Here is an 18,284-nt window from a genome sequence, read left to right as displayed (position 1 = left end):
TCGCCGTCTTCGGCGCTTGGATCAAGCGCAGGGGCGCCCCAATGCGCCCTCTTGCCATGCCGCTGAAACGCTAAGCCAGTCGTCTGCAGAGCCTGCCGCAATACCGCGGCGGCAGGTGCATCGGTGCAGTGTTCAGATGCGCGATCGCCTCAGACGAACAGTCTCGCCGCCCGGCCCAGCTTGCGCTCGGCTTCGTTGTAGTAGCTGGCGGCCTGGGCGACGGATTTATGGCGCGACTGGCCCATCGCCTCGGGCAGCGAGATGCCGCGCCGGGCCGCTTCGGTCAGATAACCGGACCGAAGCCCATGGGCCGAAAACGCCTTCGGATCCAGTCCGGCCTGCTGCGCGCGCGCCTTGACGATCAGATTGACGGTTTGCGGCGTGATCGCCCGGCGGTCGACATGGCCCCACTGGTCGATCTTGCGAAACAGCGGACCGCTGTCGATCGCCGCCGCGGCCAGCCAGGCCTGCAGCGCAGTCACCGGCCGGCCGATCAGCAGCACGGTTTCACCCTCGTCGGCGTTGGTGGTCTTGGTGCGGCCGAGATGGATCGTCAGACAGGGCAGCTGCGGCGAGGCCGGATCTTGTGGGTCCGATGGCAGCGGATCTTCGTCGACCAGATCCTCACGGCGCAAACCGGCCACCTCCGAACGTCGGCGGCCGCCGGAGGCAAAGGCGACCAGCAGCAGGGCGCAATCCCGCAGATCGACCAGCCGGTCGCCGCTGCAGGCAGACAGAAGCTGGACCAGAACATCGCCGGTGATGGCCTTGCCGCTCTTGCGTTGCCGCGGCCGGGCGGCGGCGCGGATCGCCAATCTGAGCGCGCTCTTCAGCGCCGGCGCGGCAAACGCCCCCTGCAGTCCGCGCCAGCGCGTCAGGATCGACCAGCTTGTCAGCCGCCGCCGGACCGTCGCCGGCGCGTGCGGCCCGGTGCTGCGCAACAGCTTTTGCGCCCGCAGAGCGGCCGAAACGGTGTCGGGCAGACCATGCTCAGGATTTCTCTCCCGTTCAACCGGGTCCCACAGATGCTGGGCGACGAATTTGAGCAGCAGGCTTTCAGGTGCTGGCCAGGGCAGGGGCGCGCCGGTGGCCGCCACACACCAGGCTTCGAGATAGCCGAGGTCGGAGGCCAGCGCCCGCAGGGTGTTGTCGCCCATGCCGGCGCTGGCCAGATGTTTCAGCGTCGCGACATCGTCGTCAGTCAGCAATGCGGCAAGCTGGTCGCGGCGATCAAACGGCAGGATCGCATCGAGCGCGTCGAGTTCCTCTGCGCGCTTGATTAGCGTTGCGGTCGTCATTGCTGTGTCGACTGCGGGTGGCATTTCACGTCGGTCTTGGCGAAGTCATTGCCCTTGAACAGGAGCGGCGATTTGCCGACCGAGGCAACCGCATAGGAAAAGCAATTGCCCATGTTCAGAGCTGCTGGGTGACGACCTTTGCCGTAGTGCGCATAGGCGTGTTCGGCGGCCCTGTAGTGCTTATTGTCAAACGCGATAGCGGACACGTTGGGTGCCTCGGCCAACCGTGCGACAATGGCGCCGGCATTGGCAAAACCTTTGGCGGAAAGCACGATCCGGGTTTCGAACAGGGTCGGCCAGCCGATCAGCAGTGGTTCCTGACGCAGCACCGTCTTGAAGGTTTCTGCCTCCGGCTCGTCGAGCGCGATCGCCAGGATCACCGACGTATCGATCGCAATCACTCCGGCAGCCCACTGTCGTCATAAAGGTCGTGGTGGTCGGAGGTGGCGCCGGCCGGTACCGTGCGCCGGCCCTCGGCGGCCAGCTCCCAGACCGCATCGATCGGGTGGCGGTTGTTTTCGTGACGCAGTGCGCCATCGTAGTGCTCGAGTGCCTGCTCGACGAGCCTGTTCATCGGCATCCCGGTGCGGCGGGCGAGCGCATGGGCCAGTTCTTTGGCCTTGGCGCTGCGGATGGACAATTGGGGTTCAGACATGCTGGCTGTACGCTCCTGGTGGCGATTTTCACTGAGAAGATAGCAACACGGGGCAAAGATAGCAAGCAAATGGCCTTAGATGGCACACTATCGATACTTGCTACCTATCGTTAATGATGTGGCTTTATGGTTAACGCAGCAGTTACGAAAGCGAGCATCTATATAACTTTGATAAAAAGATAGAACGACGCCATATCAATGGATTACGCGCGACTGATCCTGCCTCTGCAGCCGGCTCCGATATGGTCTCGGCGTCATGCCGGCACCGAACCGCTTGGCCGTGCGGATTGCCCAATTTCCGGTCGGGAAACGTTCGCTGTGCGTCGATGCCGCCGTCTCGCAATCGATCGACGGCGGGCTCGTACATCTCGAGGACCTCGTCCTGCACGAGGCCGGCATGGGGTTGCGCACCCGCGACTTCCCGGTCTGCAGGTTTTGGCGAAATGCCCAAAATGTGAGAATTCACTCACATTTGCCAAATTGATCTGCTACGGAGTGCCGAAGAATAAAGGCGAGCATTATTGGTTGCCCTTTTTGCCGACCCACCGCACTTGCGGCTTAGTAAGGATAGAATATGACGGATCTGACACTCACACCCACGCAGATCAGGGGACTCAAGCTGGCTAGGGAAGGCAATCTCTTTCCTCAGCCGATGAAAAAGTGGACGCACCTTAACGCCGAGGTGACATATGCAAAGACCGACAGGTTTCGCGAAAGGCCTCAAAAAATCAAATTCGTGACGACAACCACTCTGGAGGAACTTGGGGGGTATGGTCTGTTGGCGCGATGCAATCTGGCTGACAAGGCCGATGAGGATTCCCACGAGATTACGATGGCAGGAAAAATCTGGCTTATGAGAAATAAGTGATTTTTGTGCGCGGTGGCGTTTGTTGCAATTGGCTGTAAACGTCGCCGCTTTCGTCCGGGCAAATCGTTTCCGTTGAGGCAATCCGGAGATGGGGGCCGATAGTTCTGCCCCGTCTGTGCCATGCACCAAGGCGTTGCTGCACAAAGAAGATTGAAACCTTAACCTGACAGCAGGTTAATGTTGATGCGCGTGTGTATGCGTACTCAGTTGGGAATAAACGCCTGGCCATTCAAAGCCGCCGTTTGCGATCCAGTCATCGGTGCTGCGCGCGGCCCGTTCGATGAGTTCGGCCGTCTGCGAAAAATCGTAGGGCGATCCGACTAGTGGGCATAGCGGCGGCAGGATGAAGAAATCAATGCTCTTGTCCAGAGTCTCCAGTTCGCTCCACAATTGCCTGACGACAAGCAGCGTCAGCGCATGCAGTGCGTTGGCGATCATCCCAACGGGCGGCTTGTCCAGCGCACAGGCATAGCCGGTCGGCAGAACGATCAGGCGCTGGGCGCCCTGTTCCACCGCCACTTTGATCGGTGTGTTGCTCGAAACGGCACCGTCGGCAAGATAGAGGCCGTTGAAATTCACCGGCGCAAAGGCCGCCGGGATTGCCGCACTGGCGATGATCGCCTGCGCAGCCGAACCCTCCGACAAAACGACCGTTCCGCCTGTCAGGATGTTTGTCGCGACGATATGGATTGGGATCGCCGCATCTTCCAGATTCCGATAGGCAAGATTGCGTTCGACAAGGCGGTGCAGCCCATCGGACGCGACGAGGAAATCGCGCCGATATAGAAAACTCAACATTGCCTTCAGCCGTAGCGGAAACACGTCGCGTCGCCTAAGTCCACGCCAGATCGCTTCCAGCCGCTCGACACCGGCGGCCGTGGGGTTGCCGGCATAGTAGGCGCCATTCAAGGCGCCGACGCTTGAGCCGACAACCATGTCCGCTGTCATGCCTCTCCTTGTCAACGCACGCAGCATCCCGACCTGAATGGCACCGAAGCTGCCGCCCCCGGCAAAGATGAAAGCGGTTTTCGGTCGAGGGGGAATATTGGCCATGAGCGAAGCTCCCAGGTGGCGATAGATTTTTCGGCAATCGTCACATGCCGATCGACGAAAGGAACTCACGCCTGAGACCCGCATCGGTGTCGAAGACGCCGAGCATTCGCTTGGTGACCATGCGCGTGCCGTGCACGCAAACCCCACGCGTGGACATGCAGCCATGCTCGGCTTCGATGACGACGGCGACACCGCCTGGCCGCAGGGCATCGTCGATGGCGCAGGCGATCTCGTCTGTCAAGCGTTCCTGTATCTGCAAACGCCGTGCGCAGGCCTCTACCACTCTTGCCAGTTTGGAAATGCCCACGACCCGGTCTACAGGCATATAGGCAATGTGCGCCTTGCCGCGAATGGTCGCCATGTGGTGTTCGCAGACTGAATGAAAGGGTATGTCATGCAGTTCGACCGCCTGACTGTATCCACCGATCTCGTCGAATGTGCGCTCGAGCAGGCTTGCCGGGTTCTGGTTGTAGCCCTCGAACCATTCCTCATAGGCGCGGACGACCCGGGCCGGCGTGTCGAGAAGCCCCGCCCGTTCCGGATTGTCGCCCGCCCAGCGGATCAACGTGCGCACTGCCTCTTCCGCTTCGAGCCGGCTTGGCTGTCCAGCGCCAGTTGCGTTGAGCCGTGGATGGCCGAACAATGCCTGGCCTTCGTCATGAGTTGAACGCTCCTCGGTTCGCTCCAGAATTTCAGTGTGCAGGTTCATCAAAATCTCTCTTTCTTGTCGGCGTGAATGGGCGTTTGATGCTTGATCCGGCGAAAAGTTCCCGGCCAGCCGTTTGGGGGAAAGATCTGAGTGGCATCTGCGGGAACTTTTTGCCGGATGCTGCGTCCAATGCTTATGCTCGACGCCGGATTGGCCGACGCCGGAAGATAGCGAAGGAGAACCGGGATGGCGTCGCATGGGACAAATGAAACCGGCCCCGACCTGGCCGCCGGCGTGGCGATCACCGCGTTCGGGGCCAAGAGCCTGCTACAGGGACATGTCGCGGGCGAGCCGGTGGTGCTGGCACGCGTGGGAGACGACGTGCTGGCGGTCGGCGGCATGTGCACCCACTATGGGGCGCCACTGGCGCACGGGGTTGTCGTCGGCGACACGGTGCGTTGCCCCTGGCATCACGCCTGCTTCAGCCTTCGCACTGGCGAAGCACTGCAAGCTCCCGCGTTCGATCCGCTGCCGCGATGGAAAGTCGAACGCCAGGGCGACAGGATCTTCGTGACGGACAAGATTGCTGTCGGCGAGCAGGCCGTGCCGCAGCTTGCCCGGGATGTCCCGCCTTTGCCGGAACGGATCGTCATCGTCGGAGGAGGGGCCGCCGGCTTTGCTGCGGCGGAAATGTTGCGCCGGCGCCATTTCTCCGGGGAGTTGACCATGCTCAGCGCCGATACCGACGCGCCCTATGACCGGCCCAACCTGTCGAAGGACTATCTGGCGGGCTCAGCCAAGGAAGCCTGGATTCCGCTCCGCTCCCAGGCGTTCTACACCAAACGAAATATCGGCCTTCATCTGCAGACGAATGTCGATCGTATCGATACCGTCCGCCGCAGCGTGATCACGGACGATGGCCGCGTTTTCCCATTCGATCGGCTGCTTTTGGCCACGGGGGCAGAGCCCATCCGTCTGTCGATCCCGGGCGCCGAGCAGTCCCATGTATTCGTGTTGCGCTCGCTGAATGACAGTCGGGCAATCATTGCACGCGCCGGGGAGGCGAAGGTCGCCGTCGTGCTTGGCGCCGGCTTCATCGGACTGGAAGTCGCCGCTGCCCTGCGCAGCAGAAACATTGCGGTTCATGTCGTCGCGCCGGGCGCGCGTCCTCTGGAGACAGTGCTGGGTCCGGAACTCGGCGATTTCATTCGCTCCCTGCATGAGCAACACGGGGTCGCCTTCCATCTCGGGGCAACCGCTGTGCGTATCGACGAACGGACGGTCACCTTGAGTGACGGCCGTGTGTTCGACGCGGATCTTGTCGTCGTCGGCGTGGGCGTGAAGCCGCAAGTGGTGCTGGCGGCAGAGGCCGGCATCGCCTTCGACAAAGGGGTGCTCGTCAATGAATTCCTGGAAACGAACATCCCCGGAATATTTGCCGCCGGCGATGTCGCCCAGTGGCACGACCTGGACACCCGTCAGTCTCGGCGCGTCGAGCACTGGGTCGTGGCGCAGCGTCAAGGCCAGGTCGCGGCGGAAAACATGCTCGGCGTTAGCAGGGCCTTCCAGAGCGCTCCGTTCTTCTGGAGCGCCCATTACGACCTGTCGATCCGCTACGTAGGCTATGCCCATGACTGGGACAGGATAGAGATCGACGGTAGCATGGCCAAGCGCGACTGCATGGTCCGGTACATCAAAGGTGACAAGGTCATCGCTGTCGCCGCCATCGGGCGTGACATCCAGGCTCTGGAATTTGAAGCATCCATGGGGTGGCCGCGACAGTGACTTGGCCATCCGACGCCATTCTCAATAGTGGGGAATGTAATCCAACCCGCTGTCGATGCTTGCCGGACGCCCTTCGAGAAACAGCGTGCCGATGCGTGGCGCCGACCGGGCGATGACCTTGCCGCGACGGATCACCGCAAGCCGGGTTGGCTTGAGGCGTAGCGCCTCAAGCGTGTCGGCCGCTTGAAGGATGACGAGATCGGCGTTGCAGCCTTTTTCCAAGCCGTAGCCCTCCAAGCCCATCGTCTTGGCCGAATTGACCGTCAGTGCGCCGAAGATCTTCTTCTTGTCCTCGATTCCGGCCATCTGCGCGACATGGACGGCCATGTGACCGACTTCCAGCATGTCGCCGGAGCCCATCGAATACCAGGGATCCATGACGCAATCGTGCCCGAAGGATACGTTGAGCCCGGCATCCATCAGTTCGCGCACGCGGGTCATGCCCCGGCGCTTCGGATAGGTGTCGTGACGGCCCTGCAGCATGATGTTGATCAGCGGGTTGGGAATGACGTTGATCCTCGCTTCCGCCATCAGCGGAATGAGCTTGGAGACGTAGTAGTTGTCCATCGAATGCATCGATGTCAAATGCGAGCCGGCGACCCGGCCCTGCAGCCCGAAGCGGATGGTTTCGGCCGCGAGCGTTTCGATATGGCGGGAAAGGGGGTCGTCGGTCTCGTCGCAATGCATGTCCACAGGCAGGCCGCGATCGGCGGCAATGCGGCAAAGCGCTTCCACCGAAGCCGTGCCTTCGCCCATCGTGCGCTCGAAATGCGGGATGCCGCCGACGATATCGACGCCCATGTCGAGCGCCCGGTTGAGCGCGTCTATCGCGCCCGGCGAGCGGTAATAGCCATCCTGCGGGAATGCGACGAGTTGTAAGTCGATATAGGGCGCGACTTTCTCACGGACCTCGATCATCGCCTCGGCGGTCACAAGTCGCGGATCCGATGTGTCGACATGGCTGCGGATGAACAGCAGTCCCTGGGTAACCGCAAGATCACAGTAGCGCAGCGCGCGGTCGACCAGTTCCTGCCTCGTCACGATGGGCCGCAACTCGCCCCAGAGCGCGATGCCCTCGAGCAAGGTGCCGGAAACATTCATGCGGGGTAGACCGAGCGACAGCGTCGCGTCCATGTGGAAATGCGGATCGACGAAGGGCGGCGTGACGAGCCGGCCGGTCGCGTCGATTTCCTCTTTCGCCGTGGCCTCGATCTTTCGCTGGACTGCGGCGATCTTGCCCTTTTCGACTGCGATGTCGATGCTCGTGCGGCCATCGGGAAGATTTGCGTCGCGGATGATCAGGTCGAACATGGAAACTCCTCGGTATTATCTTTCGCCGCGCCGGTAAGGCTGCATCAGCGCCTGCGGAACGCGGGCACGACGGGCCATGATGGCAAGGGCGACGATGGACAGTATATAGGGCGTCATCAGGAAAATCTGGTAGGGCACGACACCGCTCAGCACCGTTTGCAGGCGCAACTGGAAGGCATCGAAGAAGGCAAAAAGCAGGGCGCCGAAAAGCGCGCGTCCCGGTCGCCACGAGGCGAAGACCACGAGCGCGATGCAGATCCAGCCGCGGCCCTGCATCATGGTCGGAAAAAAGCTGTTGAAGGCCGACAGCGTCAGGTACGCGCCGCCCATGCCCATCAGCGCGCTGCCGGCGATGACGGCGCCATAGCGCACCTTCATCGGATTGACGCCCTGCGCCTCAGCGGCATGCGGGTTCTCGCCGGTCATCCGGATCGCCAGACCTACCGGCGTGCGAAAGATGATGTAGGCCATCAGCAGCGCGATGACGATGGCGAGATAGGTGGGGGCGGTCTGTGTGAACAGCGCTTGCCCGATGAACGGCAGGTCCGATAGGCCCGGAATGGCAATCGGCTGGAACGGCACGATGGTCGGCGGCGTATTGGCCACCGGCACGATCAGCCGGAAGACATAATAGCTGAAACTGGAAGCAAACAGCGTTACGCCCAGTCCCGCCACATGCTGGGACAGGCCGAGGGTGACGGTCAGCGCCGAATGCAGCAGGCCGAAGACGCCACCAGCAATGGCGGCAATCAGCAGCCCGGTCCAGAGATCGGCGCCATGATAGACCGACAGCCAGCCGATCATCGCGCCAAAGGTCATGATGCCCTCGATGCCGAGATTGAGCACGCCGGCCCGCTCGCAGAGCAGGGCGCCGAGCGTGCCGAAGATCAGCGGCGTGGCGATGCGCAGCACGGCGGCCCAGAGCCCGGCAGACGCGACGATGTCGAACAACTGCATCATCGGCGGATCCTGTATTGGGTAAAGAACAGCGCGATCAGCATGGTCAGCAGCGACAGCGCCACGGTGACGTCGGCGATATAGGTCGGAATGCCGAGGCTGCGGCTCATGCCGTCGGCACCGACAAACATGGTCGCGGTGAACAGCGCCGCCAGCACCACGCCGAGCGGGTTGAGATTGGCGAGCATGGCGACGACGATGCCGGCATAGCCGAAGCCGGGCGAAAGATCCGTTGTCACATAGCCCTTGACGCCCATCACTTCTATGGCACCGGCAAGTCCCGCCAGTCCTCCCGAGAGGCAGGCAACCTTCACCAGCGTCCGTCCGAGCGGCACCCCGGCAAAGACCGCGCCCTCCGGATTAAGGCCGGCGGCGCGCGACTGCATGCCGAACACCGTGCGCGACTGGATGAGATGGACGAGGATGGCGAGCCCAATGGCGATCGCAAAACCGATATGCAGGCGTGAACGGGCGATCAGTTTGGGCAAGGTTGCCGCATCGCTGACAGGTTGGGACTGTGGCCAGCCAAAGGCCATCGGATCCTTCAGCACGCCGTCGATCAGCATCGAGACGAACAGCAGCGCGATGAAATTGAGCAGCAGGCTGGTGACCACCTCGTCGACCGAAAAACGCAGGCGCAGCCAGAGCGGAATAAGGATCAGCGCCATGCCGGCAATTGCCCCGATCACCAACAGTAGCGGGATGACGACGGGCGCAGGCAGGCCGGCAAGCAATTGCGAACCGGCGGCTGCCACGGCGATGGCGCCGAGATAAAACTGGCCTTCGGCGCCGATGTTCCACAACCTTGCCCGAAAGGCGACGGCTGCTGCAAGTCCGGTCAGCATCAGCGGGGTGGCCCGCGTCAGCGTCTCGGTGGCCGACAGGCGCGAGCCGAACGCGCTGGTCAGGATGCGCCAATAGGCTTCGAGCACGGGCGCGCCGGCGATGGCGATCAGAATACCCGACAGAGCAAGGGCTGCGATGACCGCAAGCACCGGCGTCAGAACCAGCAGATAGAGGGGGCGATGGTCGCGGCGCTCAAATCGCATGGCCGGCCTCGCTGTTTGCTTGCCATTCGCCGGCCATCATCAGGCCAAGCATGCGGGCATCGGCGTCATCTGCCTCCACCGGCGGCGACAATCGGCCTCCGACGATTGCCTGGATGCGATCGGCCAGGGCAATGACTTCATCGAGATCTTCCGAAATCAGCAGCACCGCGGTGCCCTGCCGCCGGGCCTCCAGCAGGCGAGAATGCACAGCGGCGACCGCGCCCTCGTCCAGGCCGCGCGCCGGTTGGGCGGCGATGAGAATGCGGGGCCGTTCATGAAGATTGCGGCCGAGGATCAGCTTTTGCATGTTGCCACCCGAAAGCAGCCGGGTGCGGCTTGCCGGATTGCCGCCGCGAACATCGAATTGGTCGATGATCTCCCTGGCGAAGGCCATGCCGGCCTTGCGGTTGACAAAGCCGCCTCGCGAAAACGAGGTAATCCGTTCCAGCACCGCATTTTCCCAGATCGCCATTTCGCCGATGGCGCCCTCCGTGTTGCGGTCCTCGGGGATGCGACCGATGCCGGCGCTGACGACATCGGCAACGCCGAGATTGCCGATGGGCTCGCCAAACAAACGGAGATCGCCGGCGTTGCGCGACAGCGTGCCGGACAGCAGATGTGCAAGTGCCGCCTGACCATTGCCCGAGACGCCGATAATGCCGAGGATTTCGCCCTCGCGCAGCCGGAAGCTGACGCTTTTCAGTCGATCGACACCGCCGATCCTGACCGTGATGTCGGCGGCTTCCAGCACCACGGCGCCCGGTTTCGAGGGCTCGCGCACCGGGCGCGTCACCCGGTGGCCGACCATGAGCTCGGCCAGTTCGGCCTTGTTGGTGTCTTCAGCCTTGCGCTCGGCGACCATCTTGCCGCCGCGCAGCACGACGATCCGGTCGGCGGCGGCCATCACCTCGTCGAGCTTGTGCGAAATGAAGATCAGCGAGAGACCCTGGCTGGCCATTTCCTTGAGCGTCGTAAACAGCCGCTCGGCCTCGATATTGGTCAGAACCGCCGTCGGTTCGTCCAGGATCAGGATGCGGGCATCGTTGTACAAAGCCTTGAGGATCTCGACGCGCTGCTGTTCGCCGACCGAGAGGTCGCCTAGCCGCGCATCCGGGTCGACCTTCAGGCCGAAGCGCTCGGAGATGTCGAGCAACCTGTTGCGGGCCGCAGATGTTTCCGACCGCCACGACAAGAGCTTTTCCGTACCGGTCATGACGTTTTCGAGCACCGTCAGATTGGGTGCGAGCGAGAAATGCTGGTGCACCATGCCGACGCCCGCGCGAATGGCGGCGCGTGGCTTGCCCGGCGGCAATTCCACTCCGTCGATCAGGATCCGGCCTTCATCCGGTACATAATGGCCGAAGAGAATGCTCATCAGCGTCGTCTTGCCGGCGCCGTTTTCGCCCAGCAGCGCCACAACTTCGCCCTTGGCGAGCGTCATCGAGATGTCGTCATTGGCGAGATTGGTGCCGAAGCGCTTGCTGACACCGGCGATTTCCAGAACCGGTGCCGTCATCATGCAAGTCCTGCGATGGGAAAACGATGCTGCCAGCGGCATTCGGCCTCGAGGCGGGCGGCGAGCGACAGCAGCAGCGGTTCGTGACCCATCGGCGCCATGATCTGAACCGGCAGGGGCAGGCCGCCCGCGTCATTGCCGAAAGGCAGGGTGAGGGCGGGAAATCCCGAAACATTGGCGAGGGCGGCCAATGGCGCAAACGCGTTCATCCTGTCGAGATGCAAATCCGTATCCTGATGATCCGATGGAAACGAACCGATCGCAAGCGGCGCGGACGACAGCATCGGCATGAGGATGCAATCGACAGTATCGAAAATGCTCCAGAGGTCGCGGCTGACCAGCACGCCGGCGTTCAGTGAATCCCAGAGCGCGGTCGCGGCCATGGCTTGTCCGCGTGCGACGAAGGCCTGGGTAAGCGGTTCGGTGTTGGCGACGTCGAGCGCCAGCGTTTGAAACAAGGTGGCGAGATTGACGGAAACGATATCGCCAAAAGCCCGGCTAATGGCGGCGACGCCCGGTTCGAAATCGGCCCATTCGAGTGGAACGATTGTGTGCCCATCGGGTCCGAGAGCCCGCGCTGCAGCCTCGACGGCTGCAAGCCTGTCGGCATCGGTCGGATACTGCCTTCCGGTGTCGAGGAGCACGCCGACACGCAAGCGGCGATTTTCGACATCTGCCACAGCGGGGTCCGGAAACGGCCCTCTGGCTTTGCCGCGCAAGGCGTTGAAAATCTCAGCAGTGTCGCGCACCGTACGGCAGACCGCGAGTTCGCTGGCAATGCCGCCGAGATGATTGCCGAAGGCTGGGCCGGCGGGCATTGCACCGCGACCCGGTTTCAGGCCCACGAGACCGCAGCAAGCGGCCGGTACACGGATCGAGCCGCCGGCATCGGTGGCATGGGCGATCGAGACGATTCCGGCAGCAACAGCGGCGGCGGAACCGCCCGACGAGCCGCCGGCGGTCCGCGTCGGGTCCAGAGGATTGCGGCAGATCGGGCCGATGGCCGGTTCGCTTGATAGCGACAGGCCGAATTCCGGGCTCGTGGTCAACCCGAACAGGCAAAAGCCGGCGTCGCGGAAACGGGCGGCGAGATCGGAATCCGCTTGGCCGCCCTCTCGCTTGAAAAGGCGCGAACCGGCGGTCACCGGCAGTCCCGCGAACGGTCCGCCCAGATCTTTGGCCAGCGTCGGCACGCCGGCGAAGGGCCGGGCAGCAAAACGTTCAGGCTCTCCCAGCCGTTCCATGTCCATGGCTGCCGCTCCCGCCAAACCCATCCCGGAATCGAGATGGGCAATGGCGCCGAGCGAGGCATGGACTTCTGCTGCTGCAAGAGACGCCTGCATGGCGTCCGTGCAGGTCAGGCCTCCGGTCCTGAGCGCGTGTGCGAGATCGGTGGCGTCGGCTGAGGCGGTTTTATCCATGGAAGAGCCGAATTACTTCGGCTCTTCCATCATCTTCGGAACCTCGAAGGTGCCGGCCTTGATCTCGGCGCGCTTGGCTTCCATCGCAGCCTCCGCGTCGGCCGGTGCTGTGCCCTTGACATAGACGATATCGCTGCCGCCCTCCTTCATCAGGCCGAAAGCGGTGTAATTGTTGCCTACCGGTTTGCCAGCCGCGACATCGGCGATGGCGGCGTTGAGAATCGGGCGGAAGCCCCAGAGCGCGTTGGCGAACACGGTGTCGGGATAGCGCGGTGTGTAGTCGATCAACGAACCGACTGCCTTGATGTTACGTTCCTTGGCTGCGTCGGCAGTGCCGATGCGCTCGCCGAAAAGGATGTCAGCACCGGCATCGATCTGAGCAAGCCCGGCCTCGCGGGCCTTTGGCGGATCGAAGAAGGTGCCGATGAAGGAGACGAGATGCTTCGCGTCGGGATTGACGGCCTTGACGCCGGCGGCGAAGGCATTGATCAGCATGTTGACTTCCGGGATCGGGATAGCGCCCACCGAGCCGACGACGTTTGACTTGGTCATCTTGCCGGCCAGCATGCCGGCAAGATAGGCACCGTCATGGTTCCAAGTGCCGAAGACGCCGAAATTGCTGCCCGCCTGCTCGCCGCTGGAGCCCAGCACGAAGGCGGTGTCGGGATAATCGGCCGCGACCTGGCGGGCTTCCTTTTCCACGGCATAGGCTTCGCCGATGATCAGCTTGTTGCCCTGTTCGGCATATTCGCGCATGGCGCGCGGATAGTCGGTGCCGGAGACCCCCTCGGAGAATACATATTCGATGACGCCTTCCTTGGCGGCATCCTGCAACGCTTTATGCAAACAGGAATTCCAGGCATTTTCGACCGGCGAGGCATGAATGCCTGCAACCTTCATTGGCGCCGCTGCTCTTGCCATTGGCGCCAAGCTGCTGACGCCAAGTGCGATGCCCGATGCGATCACTGCACGGCGTGATATCAGTATATCGTTGGTCATTGTTTGGTCCCCGGTTTTTTATCATTTGGATAAAAACATAGGCAGTGCCCAAAAACGTGTCAAGCAAGAAAGGTGCTCGAAAACCGGGCTGTTCGACATGGTTGGACGCCAGCACTCTTTCCCTGATCTTGGGCAAAGTGCGATGCCGAAATGTAAATGCATAAGTGTTTGTTATTTGCTCATTAGGTGAATAAATTTCTGTAATGTGTGGCGCAAAGTTAGTCTTGGCCGTCTTATCCCAGAGGAGGAACAGCGGATGACTGACGATATGTTGCACGTGATGAAGTGGCATAATGGCGAGAAGTCATTCTCGCCCTTCTCCGATGCCGAAATGAGCCGCCGCCAGAACAATTTGCGGGACTGGATGGCGAAGAACGACGTTGATGCGGCCCTGTTCACCTCATTCCACTGCATCAATTATTACTCCGGCTGGTTGTACTGCTATTTTGGTCGCAAATACGGCATGGTCATCGACCACGACAATGCCACGACCATCTCTGCGGGCATCGACGGCGGCCAGCCGTGGCGGCGCAGCTTTGGGGACAACATCACCTACACCGACTGGCGCCGTGACAACTTCTACCGTGCCGCACGCCAGCTGACACAGGGGTCGAAACGCGTCGGCATTGAATTCGATCATGTGTCGCTCGACTTCCGGCGGCAACTGGAGGAAGCCCTGCCTGGTGTGGAATTCGTCGATATCAGCCAGGCTTCGATGTGGATGCGTACGATCAAATCGCTAGAAGAGCAGACGCTCATCCGCGAAGGAGCCCGCATCTGCGATGTCGGCGGCGCGGCTTGCGTCTCGGCGGTCAAGGCTGGCGTGCCGGAGCATGAAGTTGCCATTGCCACGACCAACGCCATGGTCCGCGAGATTGCCAAGTCGTTTCCGTTCGTCGAACTGATGGATACCTGGACCTGGTTCCAGTCAGGCATCAACACCGATGGCGCGCACAACCCGGTCACCAACCGCGTCGTTCAGTCCGGCGACATCCTGTCGCTCAATACCTTTCCGATGATCTTCGGCTACTATACGGCGCTCGAGCGCACGCTGTTTTGTGATCATGTCGACGACGCCAGCCTCGACATCTGGCAGAAGAACGTTGCGGTGCACCGCCGCGGACTGGAGCTGATCAAGCCGGGCGCGCGCTGCAAGGATATCGCGATCGAGCTCAACGAGATGTATCGCGAGTGGGATCTGCTGAAATACCGTTCCTTCGGCTATGGTCATTCGTTCGGCGTGCTTTGCCACTACTACGGTCGCGAGGCCGGCGTGGAACTTCGCGAGGATATCGAGACCGTGCTCGAGCCGGGCATGGTCGTCTCGATGGAGCCCATGGTGATGCTGCCATCAGGCATGCCTGGGGCTGGGGGGTATCGTGAACATGATATCCTGATCATCAAGGAGGATAGCGCCGAAAATATCACCGGTTTCCCGTTCGGCCCGGAGCACAACATCATCAAGAACTGAGCGTGTTCCTTCTTGGTATCCTGCAGGGCGGTGGGGCGACAGGTTCGCCCCACCGCGATTGTGTTGAGCTTTACCGAGCAGGCAAGCCCAGCCTGAACCGGTGGTCCAGACAAAAAAGGCCGCGGAGTGTGCCGCGGCCTGCTTCCCGATCTAATTAGGACTATCGTGGGAATTCTGCGTTCAAAGCGCCGACGATGCCCTCGACGCAAACCTGCAGAAGGATTTCGCCCTTTTCCGCAGAGGCTTCCTTGGGCGACGAGAGCGTGCCGCTCACGGGCGTCCACTCGGGCTTCGGTGGATAGACGTCGTAAGGCGGAAAACTCGCCGGTGCGTGGTCGACGGCTCGTTCCAGGCTGACCTGATGGGGATAAAGCGCAAGCATCAACGAAGTTTCCAGCACGCCGCCATGTTCGAGATCCCACCCCGCAAAGCCGTTCGGATAAAGACGCGCGATCGTCGGTTTGTCGACAAAATCCCAGTAGGACAGGACGACGATCTTCATGTCCGATATGCCGCCCCACTTGAGCTCGCGCAGCGCCAGATCGATGCCCTCGACGATGAACCACGAGTTCTCGAAATGACCGTTGACCAGGCAGATCCGGCGCACGCCGTGGCGGGCAAACTCCTTGATGACATCGCGAAGTGCAGCGACGAGCGTGGCGCCATCGAGGCTCGTGGTGCCGGGCAGGTGGTTGCCCCCGCCCGACTTCTGGTGCGATTTGTAGCCGTAGGTAAAGGGCGGCGCCACAAGCGCACCGATCGCGCCCGCTACGCGACGGGCAAATTCCACGGGGAGCAGCACGTCGACATTCATCGGCATGTGATGGCCATGCTGCTCCATGGAACCGACCGGAAGAAGGATGGGCACTGATCCGTCCCTGACATAAGCATCATAGTCCGGCCAGGAAAGCTCGGCGGCGAATATGGTCTCTTTAGGCATGGCTCTCTCCCATTTTGACTTGAAAGCCCATGATTTGATGCTATCCATACGATATGAGAAATTTATAATTATCATCCACGCATAAGGGTTGGAAATACATGCGCAACATTGTGAATTTCCAGACCGACCTCTTGCGAACGTTCGTGTCGGTGATCGACCTCGGCGCCTATACCAAGGCCGGCGAAGTTCTCGGGCGCACCCAACCGGCGATCTCGCTGCAGATGCGCCGGTTGGAGGAGCTGGTCGGGGCACCGCTTATCCGGCAGGCTGGACGCTCGCTGCTGCTGACCAGCGAAGGCGAGATGTTGCTGAGTTATGCCCGCGAGATCCTGCGCCTCAACGACGAAGCAGCGTCCTATTTCAACCGCGCCAAGATTGCCGGCGTGCTGCGCGTCGGTCTGCCGAACGACTATGCCGTGGCATTCCTGCAGGGTGTTATTACGGAATACACCCGCCAGCATTCGGAGATATCTCTGGAAATCTATTGCGGCTGGAGCGCTGAAATCCTCGACCGGTTGCGCGCTGACGAGCTCGATCTGGTCATCGCCATGGTCAACACCGAGCGCGCCCAGTATCTGTCGCGTTCATGGATCGAACGGCCGATCTGGGCGGCGGCAGAAGGCGCGGTCTTCGACCCCGCTCTCGGCATTCCGCTCGCTGCACATCCGGAGGGATGCGCCTATCGCGCACGGATGATCCAGGCGCTGGATGCAGCACAGATGCGCTGGCGCGTCGCCTATACCGGGCCGGGCATTTCGGGGCTTCAGAATGCGGTGACCAATGGCCTGGGCGTAAGCGCATTGACACGTTACACCATGCTTCCGGGCATGCGCCCACTCGACGAAGCCGATGGCTTTCCGCCGCTCGCCGAAATACGTGTCGGCCTTTTCTACAAGCATCCTCGCCTGTCCGACGCGGGGATCCTGCTGGTCAACCACATCATTTCACGTCTGGACGAAGCCGGAATTTCGGGAGACCCGGCGCGACGACATACGGAGCTCGATCGCCAATAAGCGGCGTTAATACGTCAATTACAGGAATTAATTTTTCATATGCTTTGGTGCTGCCTATCCTCCCTACAATAATAACCAAAAGGGGAATGCAATGACAACCAAAGCGAGAATATTGAATCCGCATACACGACGCGAAATTCTAAAAGGTGCGGCTGTATTGGGCGGTGGTATCCTGGCAACGCCTTATCTGAGCCGGAGCGCCTTCGCCGCGCCGGTAGAACTGACGATGCTCGCCTGGTACGGGCATGCCGAGCCCGACGTGGTTGCGGAATTCGAGGCGGAAAACAACGTCAAGTTCAAGCCCAAATACTATACCGGCGGCGACAACATGCTTGGCCTGATCGCTCAGTCCCCTCCCGGAACGTTCGATGTCGTGCTCTCGGATGCGGAATATGTCCAGCAGTTGAATGCAGCGGGCTATATCGAGGAACTCGATCCCAAGGACTATGCTTTCGACGATTACTTCCCCGAGTTCCAGAATTTTACCGGCCACTGGCAGGACGGAAAGCTCTATTCGGTCTTCACGCGCTTCGGATTCCTCGGTGTTGCCTACAACACCGACGCGATCACGGAGAAGGAAGCATCGACCTACAATGTTTACTGGGCCGAAAAGCTGAAGGGCAAGGTGGGCCATTTCGACTGGCATCTGCCAAATCTTGGCCAGATCAGCCTGCTCGACAGCAATGCTTCTCCCTATGATATCGACGCCGCGGCCTGGGGTAAACTCGAGGAAAAAATGACCTCGCTTCGTCCGCAGATCGGTGGTTTCTTCGATTACGGCGGCACGTTCTCCTCTCTCCAGAACGGTCAAATGCTGGCGATGGCAGGCATCGGCGACTGGATTACCGGAACGTTGGAAAAGAACGGCGCCAAGGTCCGCAGCGTCATACCGGAGGAAGGCGGGCTGCAGTGGACCGAATCCTTCTCGATCGGCAAGGGATCGAAAAATGCCGACCTCGCCAAGAAATGGATCCAGTACATAACCTCGGCCAAGGGGCAGGTGAAATCGGCCAATATGGCGGCCTATCCGGCGCTCATTCCCAACAGGAAGGGATGGGAGCTGCTCGCCAAGGAAACACCTCTGGAGGCGAAACGCCAGGGCATGCTGCTCAACGAAAGCAACGTCATGGACATGATCCGCGCCGGGCGCATCAAGTACCGTCAGTTGCCGGTACAGCAGAGCCTCGAAGACTGGAACGACTTCTGGTCGGAATACAAAGGCGCCTAGGCTGAACGGAGCCGGGATCCTCATATCTCTGTTGTGCGTGTGGGCGGGCCATTGTGCCCGTCCGTTCATCC

General features: G+C 61.3%; 17 protein-coding genes. 5 read left to right on the top strand and 12 right to left on the bottom strand.

Going from position 1 to position 18,284, the window contains the following annotated elements; translation table 11 throughout:
• Window positions 1-149: 149 nt before the first annotated feature.
• From JJB09_RS16775 to JJB09_RS16765, 3 genes are read right to left on the bottom strand one after another with little or no spacing between them, the layout of a single operon-like run.
• Entirely contained in the window at window positions 150-1,298 is a 1,149-nt protein-coding gene (locus tag JJB09_RS16775) for a site-specific integrase (protein WP_201660583.1), read from the bottom strand.
• Window positions 1,295-1,699, bottom strand: a complete 405-nt coding sequence (locus JJB09_RS16770) for a PIN domain-containing protein (protein WP_201660580.1) — start codon at window positions 1,697-1,699, stop codon at window positions 1,295-1,297. The genes JJB09_RS16775 and JJB09_RS16770 overlap by 4 nt, the downstream gene beginning before the upstream one ends.
• Window positions 1,696-1,953, bottom strand: a complete 258-nt coding sequence (locus tag JJB09_RS16765) for a type II toxin-antitoxin system VapB family antitoxin (RefSeq protein ID WP_201660577.1) — start codon at window positions 1,951-1,953, stop codon at window positions 1,696-1,698. Before JJB09_RS16765 ends, JJB09_RS16770 begins: the two co-directional genes overlap by 4 nt.
• Window positions 1,954-2,527: 574 nt before the next feature.
• On the opposite strand from JJB09_RS16765, the gene JJB09_RS16760 reads away from it, so the two are divergent.
• Window positions 2,528-2,821 carry a hypothetical protein gene (locus JJB09_RS16760; protein WP_201660574.1) on the top strand — a complete coding sequence of 98 codons (294 nt, stop codon included), beginning with the start codon at window positions 2,528-2,530 and terminating at the stop codon, window positions 2,819-2,821.
• Window positions 2,822-2,995: 174 nt separating this feature from the next.
• Here the strand turns inward: JJB09_RS16760 and JJB09_RS16755 are convergent, their stop codons facing one another.
• Both JJB09_RS16755 and folE read right to left on the bottom strand, forming a co-directional pair.
• Window positions 2,996-3,874 carry a patatin-like phospholipase family protein gene (locus tag JJB09_RS16755; protein WP_201660571.1) on the bottom strand — a complete coding sequence of 293 codons (879 nt, stop codon included), beginning with the start codon at window positions 3,872-3,874 and terminating at the stop codon, window positions 2,996-2,998.
• A gap of 40 nt (window positions 3,875-3,914) precedes the next feature.
• Window positions 3,915-4,583, bottom strand: coding sequence for a GTP cyclohydrolase I FolE (gene folE, locus JJB09_RS16750; RefSeq protein ID WP_201660568.1), 669 nt, complete (start codon window positions 4,581-4,583; stop codon window positions 3,915-3,917).
• A gap of 186 nt (window positions 4,584-4,769) precedes the next feature.
• Here folE and JJB09_RS16745 point away from each other — a divergent pair, with 186 nt between their 5' ends.
• Window positions 4,770-6,308 (top strand): FAD-dependent oxidoreductase, encoded by a 1,539-nt coding sequence (locus tag JJB09_RS16745; RefSeq protein ID WP_201660565.1) that lies wholly within the window; start codon window positions 4,770-4,772, stop codon window positions 6,306-6,308.
• Window positions 6,309-6,329: 21 nt separating this feature from the next.
• Here the strand turns inward: JJB09_RS16745 and JJB09_RS16740 are convergent, their stop codons facing one another.
• The 6 genes from JJB09_RS16740 to JJB09_RS16715 are packed head-to-tail and all read right to left on the bottom strand — an operon-like array spanning window position 6,330 to window position 13,561.
• Window positions 6,330-7,619 carry an amidohydrolase family protein gene (locus JJB09_RS16740; RefSeq protein ID WP_201660562.1) on the bottom strand — a complete coding sequence of 430 codons (1,290 nt, stop codon included), beginning with the start codon at window positions 7,617-7,619 and terminating at the stop codon, window positions 6,330-6,332.
• Between the two features lie 15 nt (window positions 7,620-7,634).
• Window positions 7,635-8,579, bottom strand: a complete 945-nt coding sequence (locus JJB09_RS16735; protein WP_201660559.1) for an ABC transporter permease — start codon at window positions 8,577-8,579, stop codon at window positions 7,635-7,637.
• Window positions 8,576-9,625, bottom strand: a complete 1,050-nt coding sequence (locus JJB09_RS16730; protein WP_201660556.1) for an ABC transporter permease — start codon at window positions 9,623-9,625, stop codon at window positions 8,576-8,578. The genes JJB09_RS16735 and JJB09_RS16730 overlap by 4 nt, the downstream gene beginning before the upstream one ends.
• Entirely contained in the window at window positions 9,615-11,141 is a 1,527-nt protein-coding gene (locus tag JJB09_RS16725) for an ABC transporter ATP-binding protein (RefSeq protein WP_201660951.1), read from the bottom strand. The genes JJB09_RS16730 and JJB09_RS16725 overlap by 11 nt, the downstream gene beginning before the upstream one ends.
• Window positions 11,141-12,562, bottom strand: coding sequence for an amidase (locus JJB09_RS16720; RefSeq protein ID WP_201660554.1), 1,422 nt, complete (start codon window positions 12,560-12,562; stop codon window positions 11,141-11,143). Before JJB09_RS16720 ends, JJB09_RS16725 begins: the two co-directional genes overlap by 1 nt.
• 12 nt (window positions 12,563-12,574) lie before the next feature.
• Window positions 12,575-13,561, bottom strand: a complete 987-nt coding sequence (locus tag JJB09_RS16715; RefSeq protein ID WP_201660550.1) for a BMP family protein — start codon at window positions 13,559-13,561, stop codon at window positions 12,575-12,577.
• A gap of 256 nt (window positions 13,562-13,817) precedes the next feature.
• On the opposite strand from JJB09_RS16715, the gene JJB09_RS16710 reads away from it, so the two are divergent.
• Entirely contained in the window at window positions 13,818-15,032 is a 1,215-nt protein-coding gene (locus JJB09_RS16710; protein ID WP_201660547.1) for a M24 family metallopeptidase, read from the top strand.
• Window positions 15,033-15,192: 160 nt separating this feature from the next.
• Here JJB09_RS16710 and JJB09_RS16705 read toward each other — a convergent pair whose 3' ends face one another.
• The gene (locus tag JJB09_RS16705) at window positions 15,193-15,972 is read right to left on the bottom strand and encodes a creatininase (protein ID WP_201660544.1); all 780 of its coding nucleotides are present in this window, start codon (window positions 15,970-15,972) and stop codon (window positions 15,193-15,195) included.
• A 98-nt stretch (window positions 15,973-16,070) separates the two neighbouring features.
• On the opposite strand from JJB09_RS16705, the gene JJB09_RS16700 reads away from it, so the two are divergent.
• Together JJB09_RS16700 and JJB09_RS16695 are read left to right on the top strand one after the other, a co-directional pair.
• The gene (locus JJB09_RS16700) at window positions 16,071-16,985 is read left to right on the top strand and encodes a LysR substrate-binding domain-containing protein (protein WP_201660542.1); all 915 of its coding nucleotides are present in this window, start codon (window positions 16,071-16,073) and stop codon (window positions 16,983-16,985) included.
• 91 nt (window positions 16,986-17,076) lie between these two features.
• Entirely contained in the window at window positions 17,077-18,213 is a 1,137-nt protein-coding gene (locus JJB09_RS16695; RefSeq protein ID WP_201660539.1) for a polyamine ABC transporter substrate-binding protein, read from the top strand.
• Window positions 18,214-18,284 lie beyond the last annotated feature (71 nt).

The sequence above is a fragment of the Phytoamicus setariae genome, from assembly GCF_016722925.1.
GTDB lineage: Bacteria > Pseudomonadota > Alphaproteobacteria > Rhizobiales > Rhizobiaceae > Rhizobium_E > Rhizobium_E setariae.
This window is presented reverse-complemented; position numbering and strand designations above follow the sequence as displayed.

What these genes read in the sequence shown, in the direction of transcription:
- JJB09_RS16775 (WP_201660583.1), bottom strand. Translation starts at nt 1,298, where the DNA reads ATGACGACCGCAACGCTAATCAAGCGCGCAGAGGAACTCGACGCGCTC.
- JJB09_RS16765 (WP_201660577.1), bottom strand. Translation starts at nt 1,953, where the DNA reads ATGTCTGAACCCCAATTGTCCATCCGCAGCGCCAAGGCCAAAGAACTG.
- JJB09_RS16760 (WP_201660574.1), top strand. Translation starts at nt 2,528, where the DNA reads ATGACGGATCTGACACTCACACCCACGCAGATCAGGGGACTCAAGCTG.
- JJB09_RS16755 (WP_201660571.1), bottom strand. Translation starts at nt 3,874, where the DNA reads ATGGCCAATATTCCCCCTCGACCGAAAACCGCTTTCATCTTTGCCGGG.
- folE (WP_201660568.1), bottom strand. Translation starts at nt 4,583, where the DNA reads ATGAACCTGCACACTGAAATTCTGGAGCGAACCGAGGAGCGTTCAACT.
- JJB09_RS16745 (WP_201660565.1), top strand. Translation starts at nt 4,770, where the DNA reads ATGGCGTCGCATGGGACAAATGAAACCGGCCCCGACCTGGCCGCCGGC.
- JJB09_RS16740 (WP_201660562.1), bottom strand. Translation starts at nt 7,619, where the DNA reads ATGTTCGACCTGATCATCCGCGACGCAAATCTTCCCGATGGCCGCACG.
- JJB09_RS16735 (WP_201660559.1), bottom strand. Translation starts at nt 8,579, where the DNA reads ATGATGCAGTTGTTCGACATCGTCGCGTCTGCCGGGCTCTGGGCCGCC.
- JJB09_RS16730 (WP_201660556.1), bottom strand. Translation starts at nt 9,625, where the DNA reads ATGCGATTTGAGCGCCGCGACCATCGCCCCCTCTATCTGCTGGTTCTG.
- JJB09_RS16725 (WP_201660951.1), bottom strand. Translation starts at nt 11,141, where the DNA reads ATGACGGCACCGGTTCTGGAAATCGCCGGTGTCAGCAAGCGCTTCGGC.
- JJB09_RS16720 (WP_201660554.1), bottom strand. Translation starts at nt 12,562, where the DNA reads ATGGATAAAACCGCCTCAGCCGACGCCACCGATCTCGCACACGCGCTC.
- JJB09_RS16715 (WP_201660550.1), bottom strand. Translation starts at nt 13,561, where the DNA reads ATGACCAACGATATACTGATATCACGCCGTGCAGTGATCGCATCGGGC.
- JJB09_RS16710 (WP_201660547.1), top strand. Translation starts at nt 13,818, where the DNA reads ATGACTGACGATATGTTGCACGTGATGAAGTGGCATAATGGCGAGAAG.
- JJB09_RS16705 (WP_201660544.1), bottom strand. Translation starts at nt 15,972, where the DNA reads ATGCCTAAAGAGACCATATTCGCCGCCGAGCTTTCCTGGCCGGACTAT.
- JJB09_RS16700 (WP_201660542.1), top strand. Translation starts at nt 16,071, where the DNA reads ATGCGCAACATTGTGAATTTCCAGACCGACCTCTTGCGAACGTTCGTG.
- JJB09_RS16695 (WP_201660539.1), top strand. Translation starts at nt 17,077, where the DNA reads ATGACAACCAAAGCGAGAATATTGAATCCGCATACACGACGCGAAATT.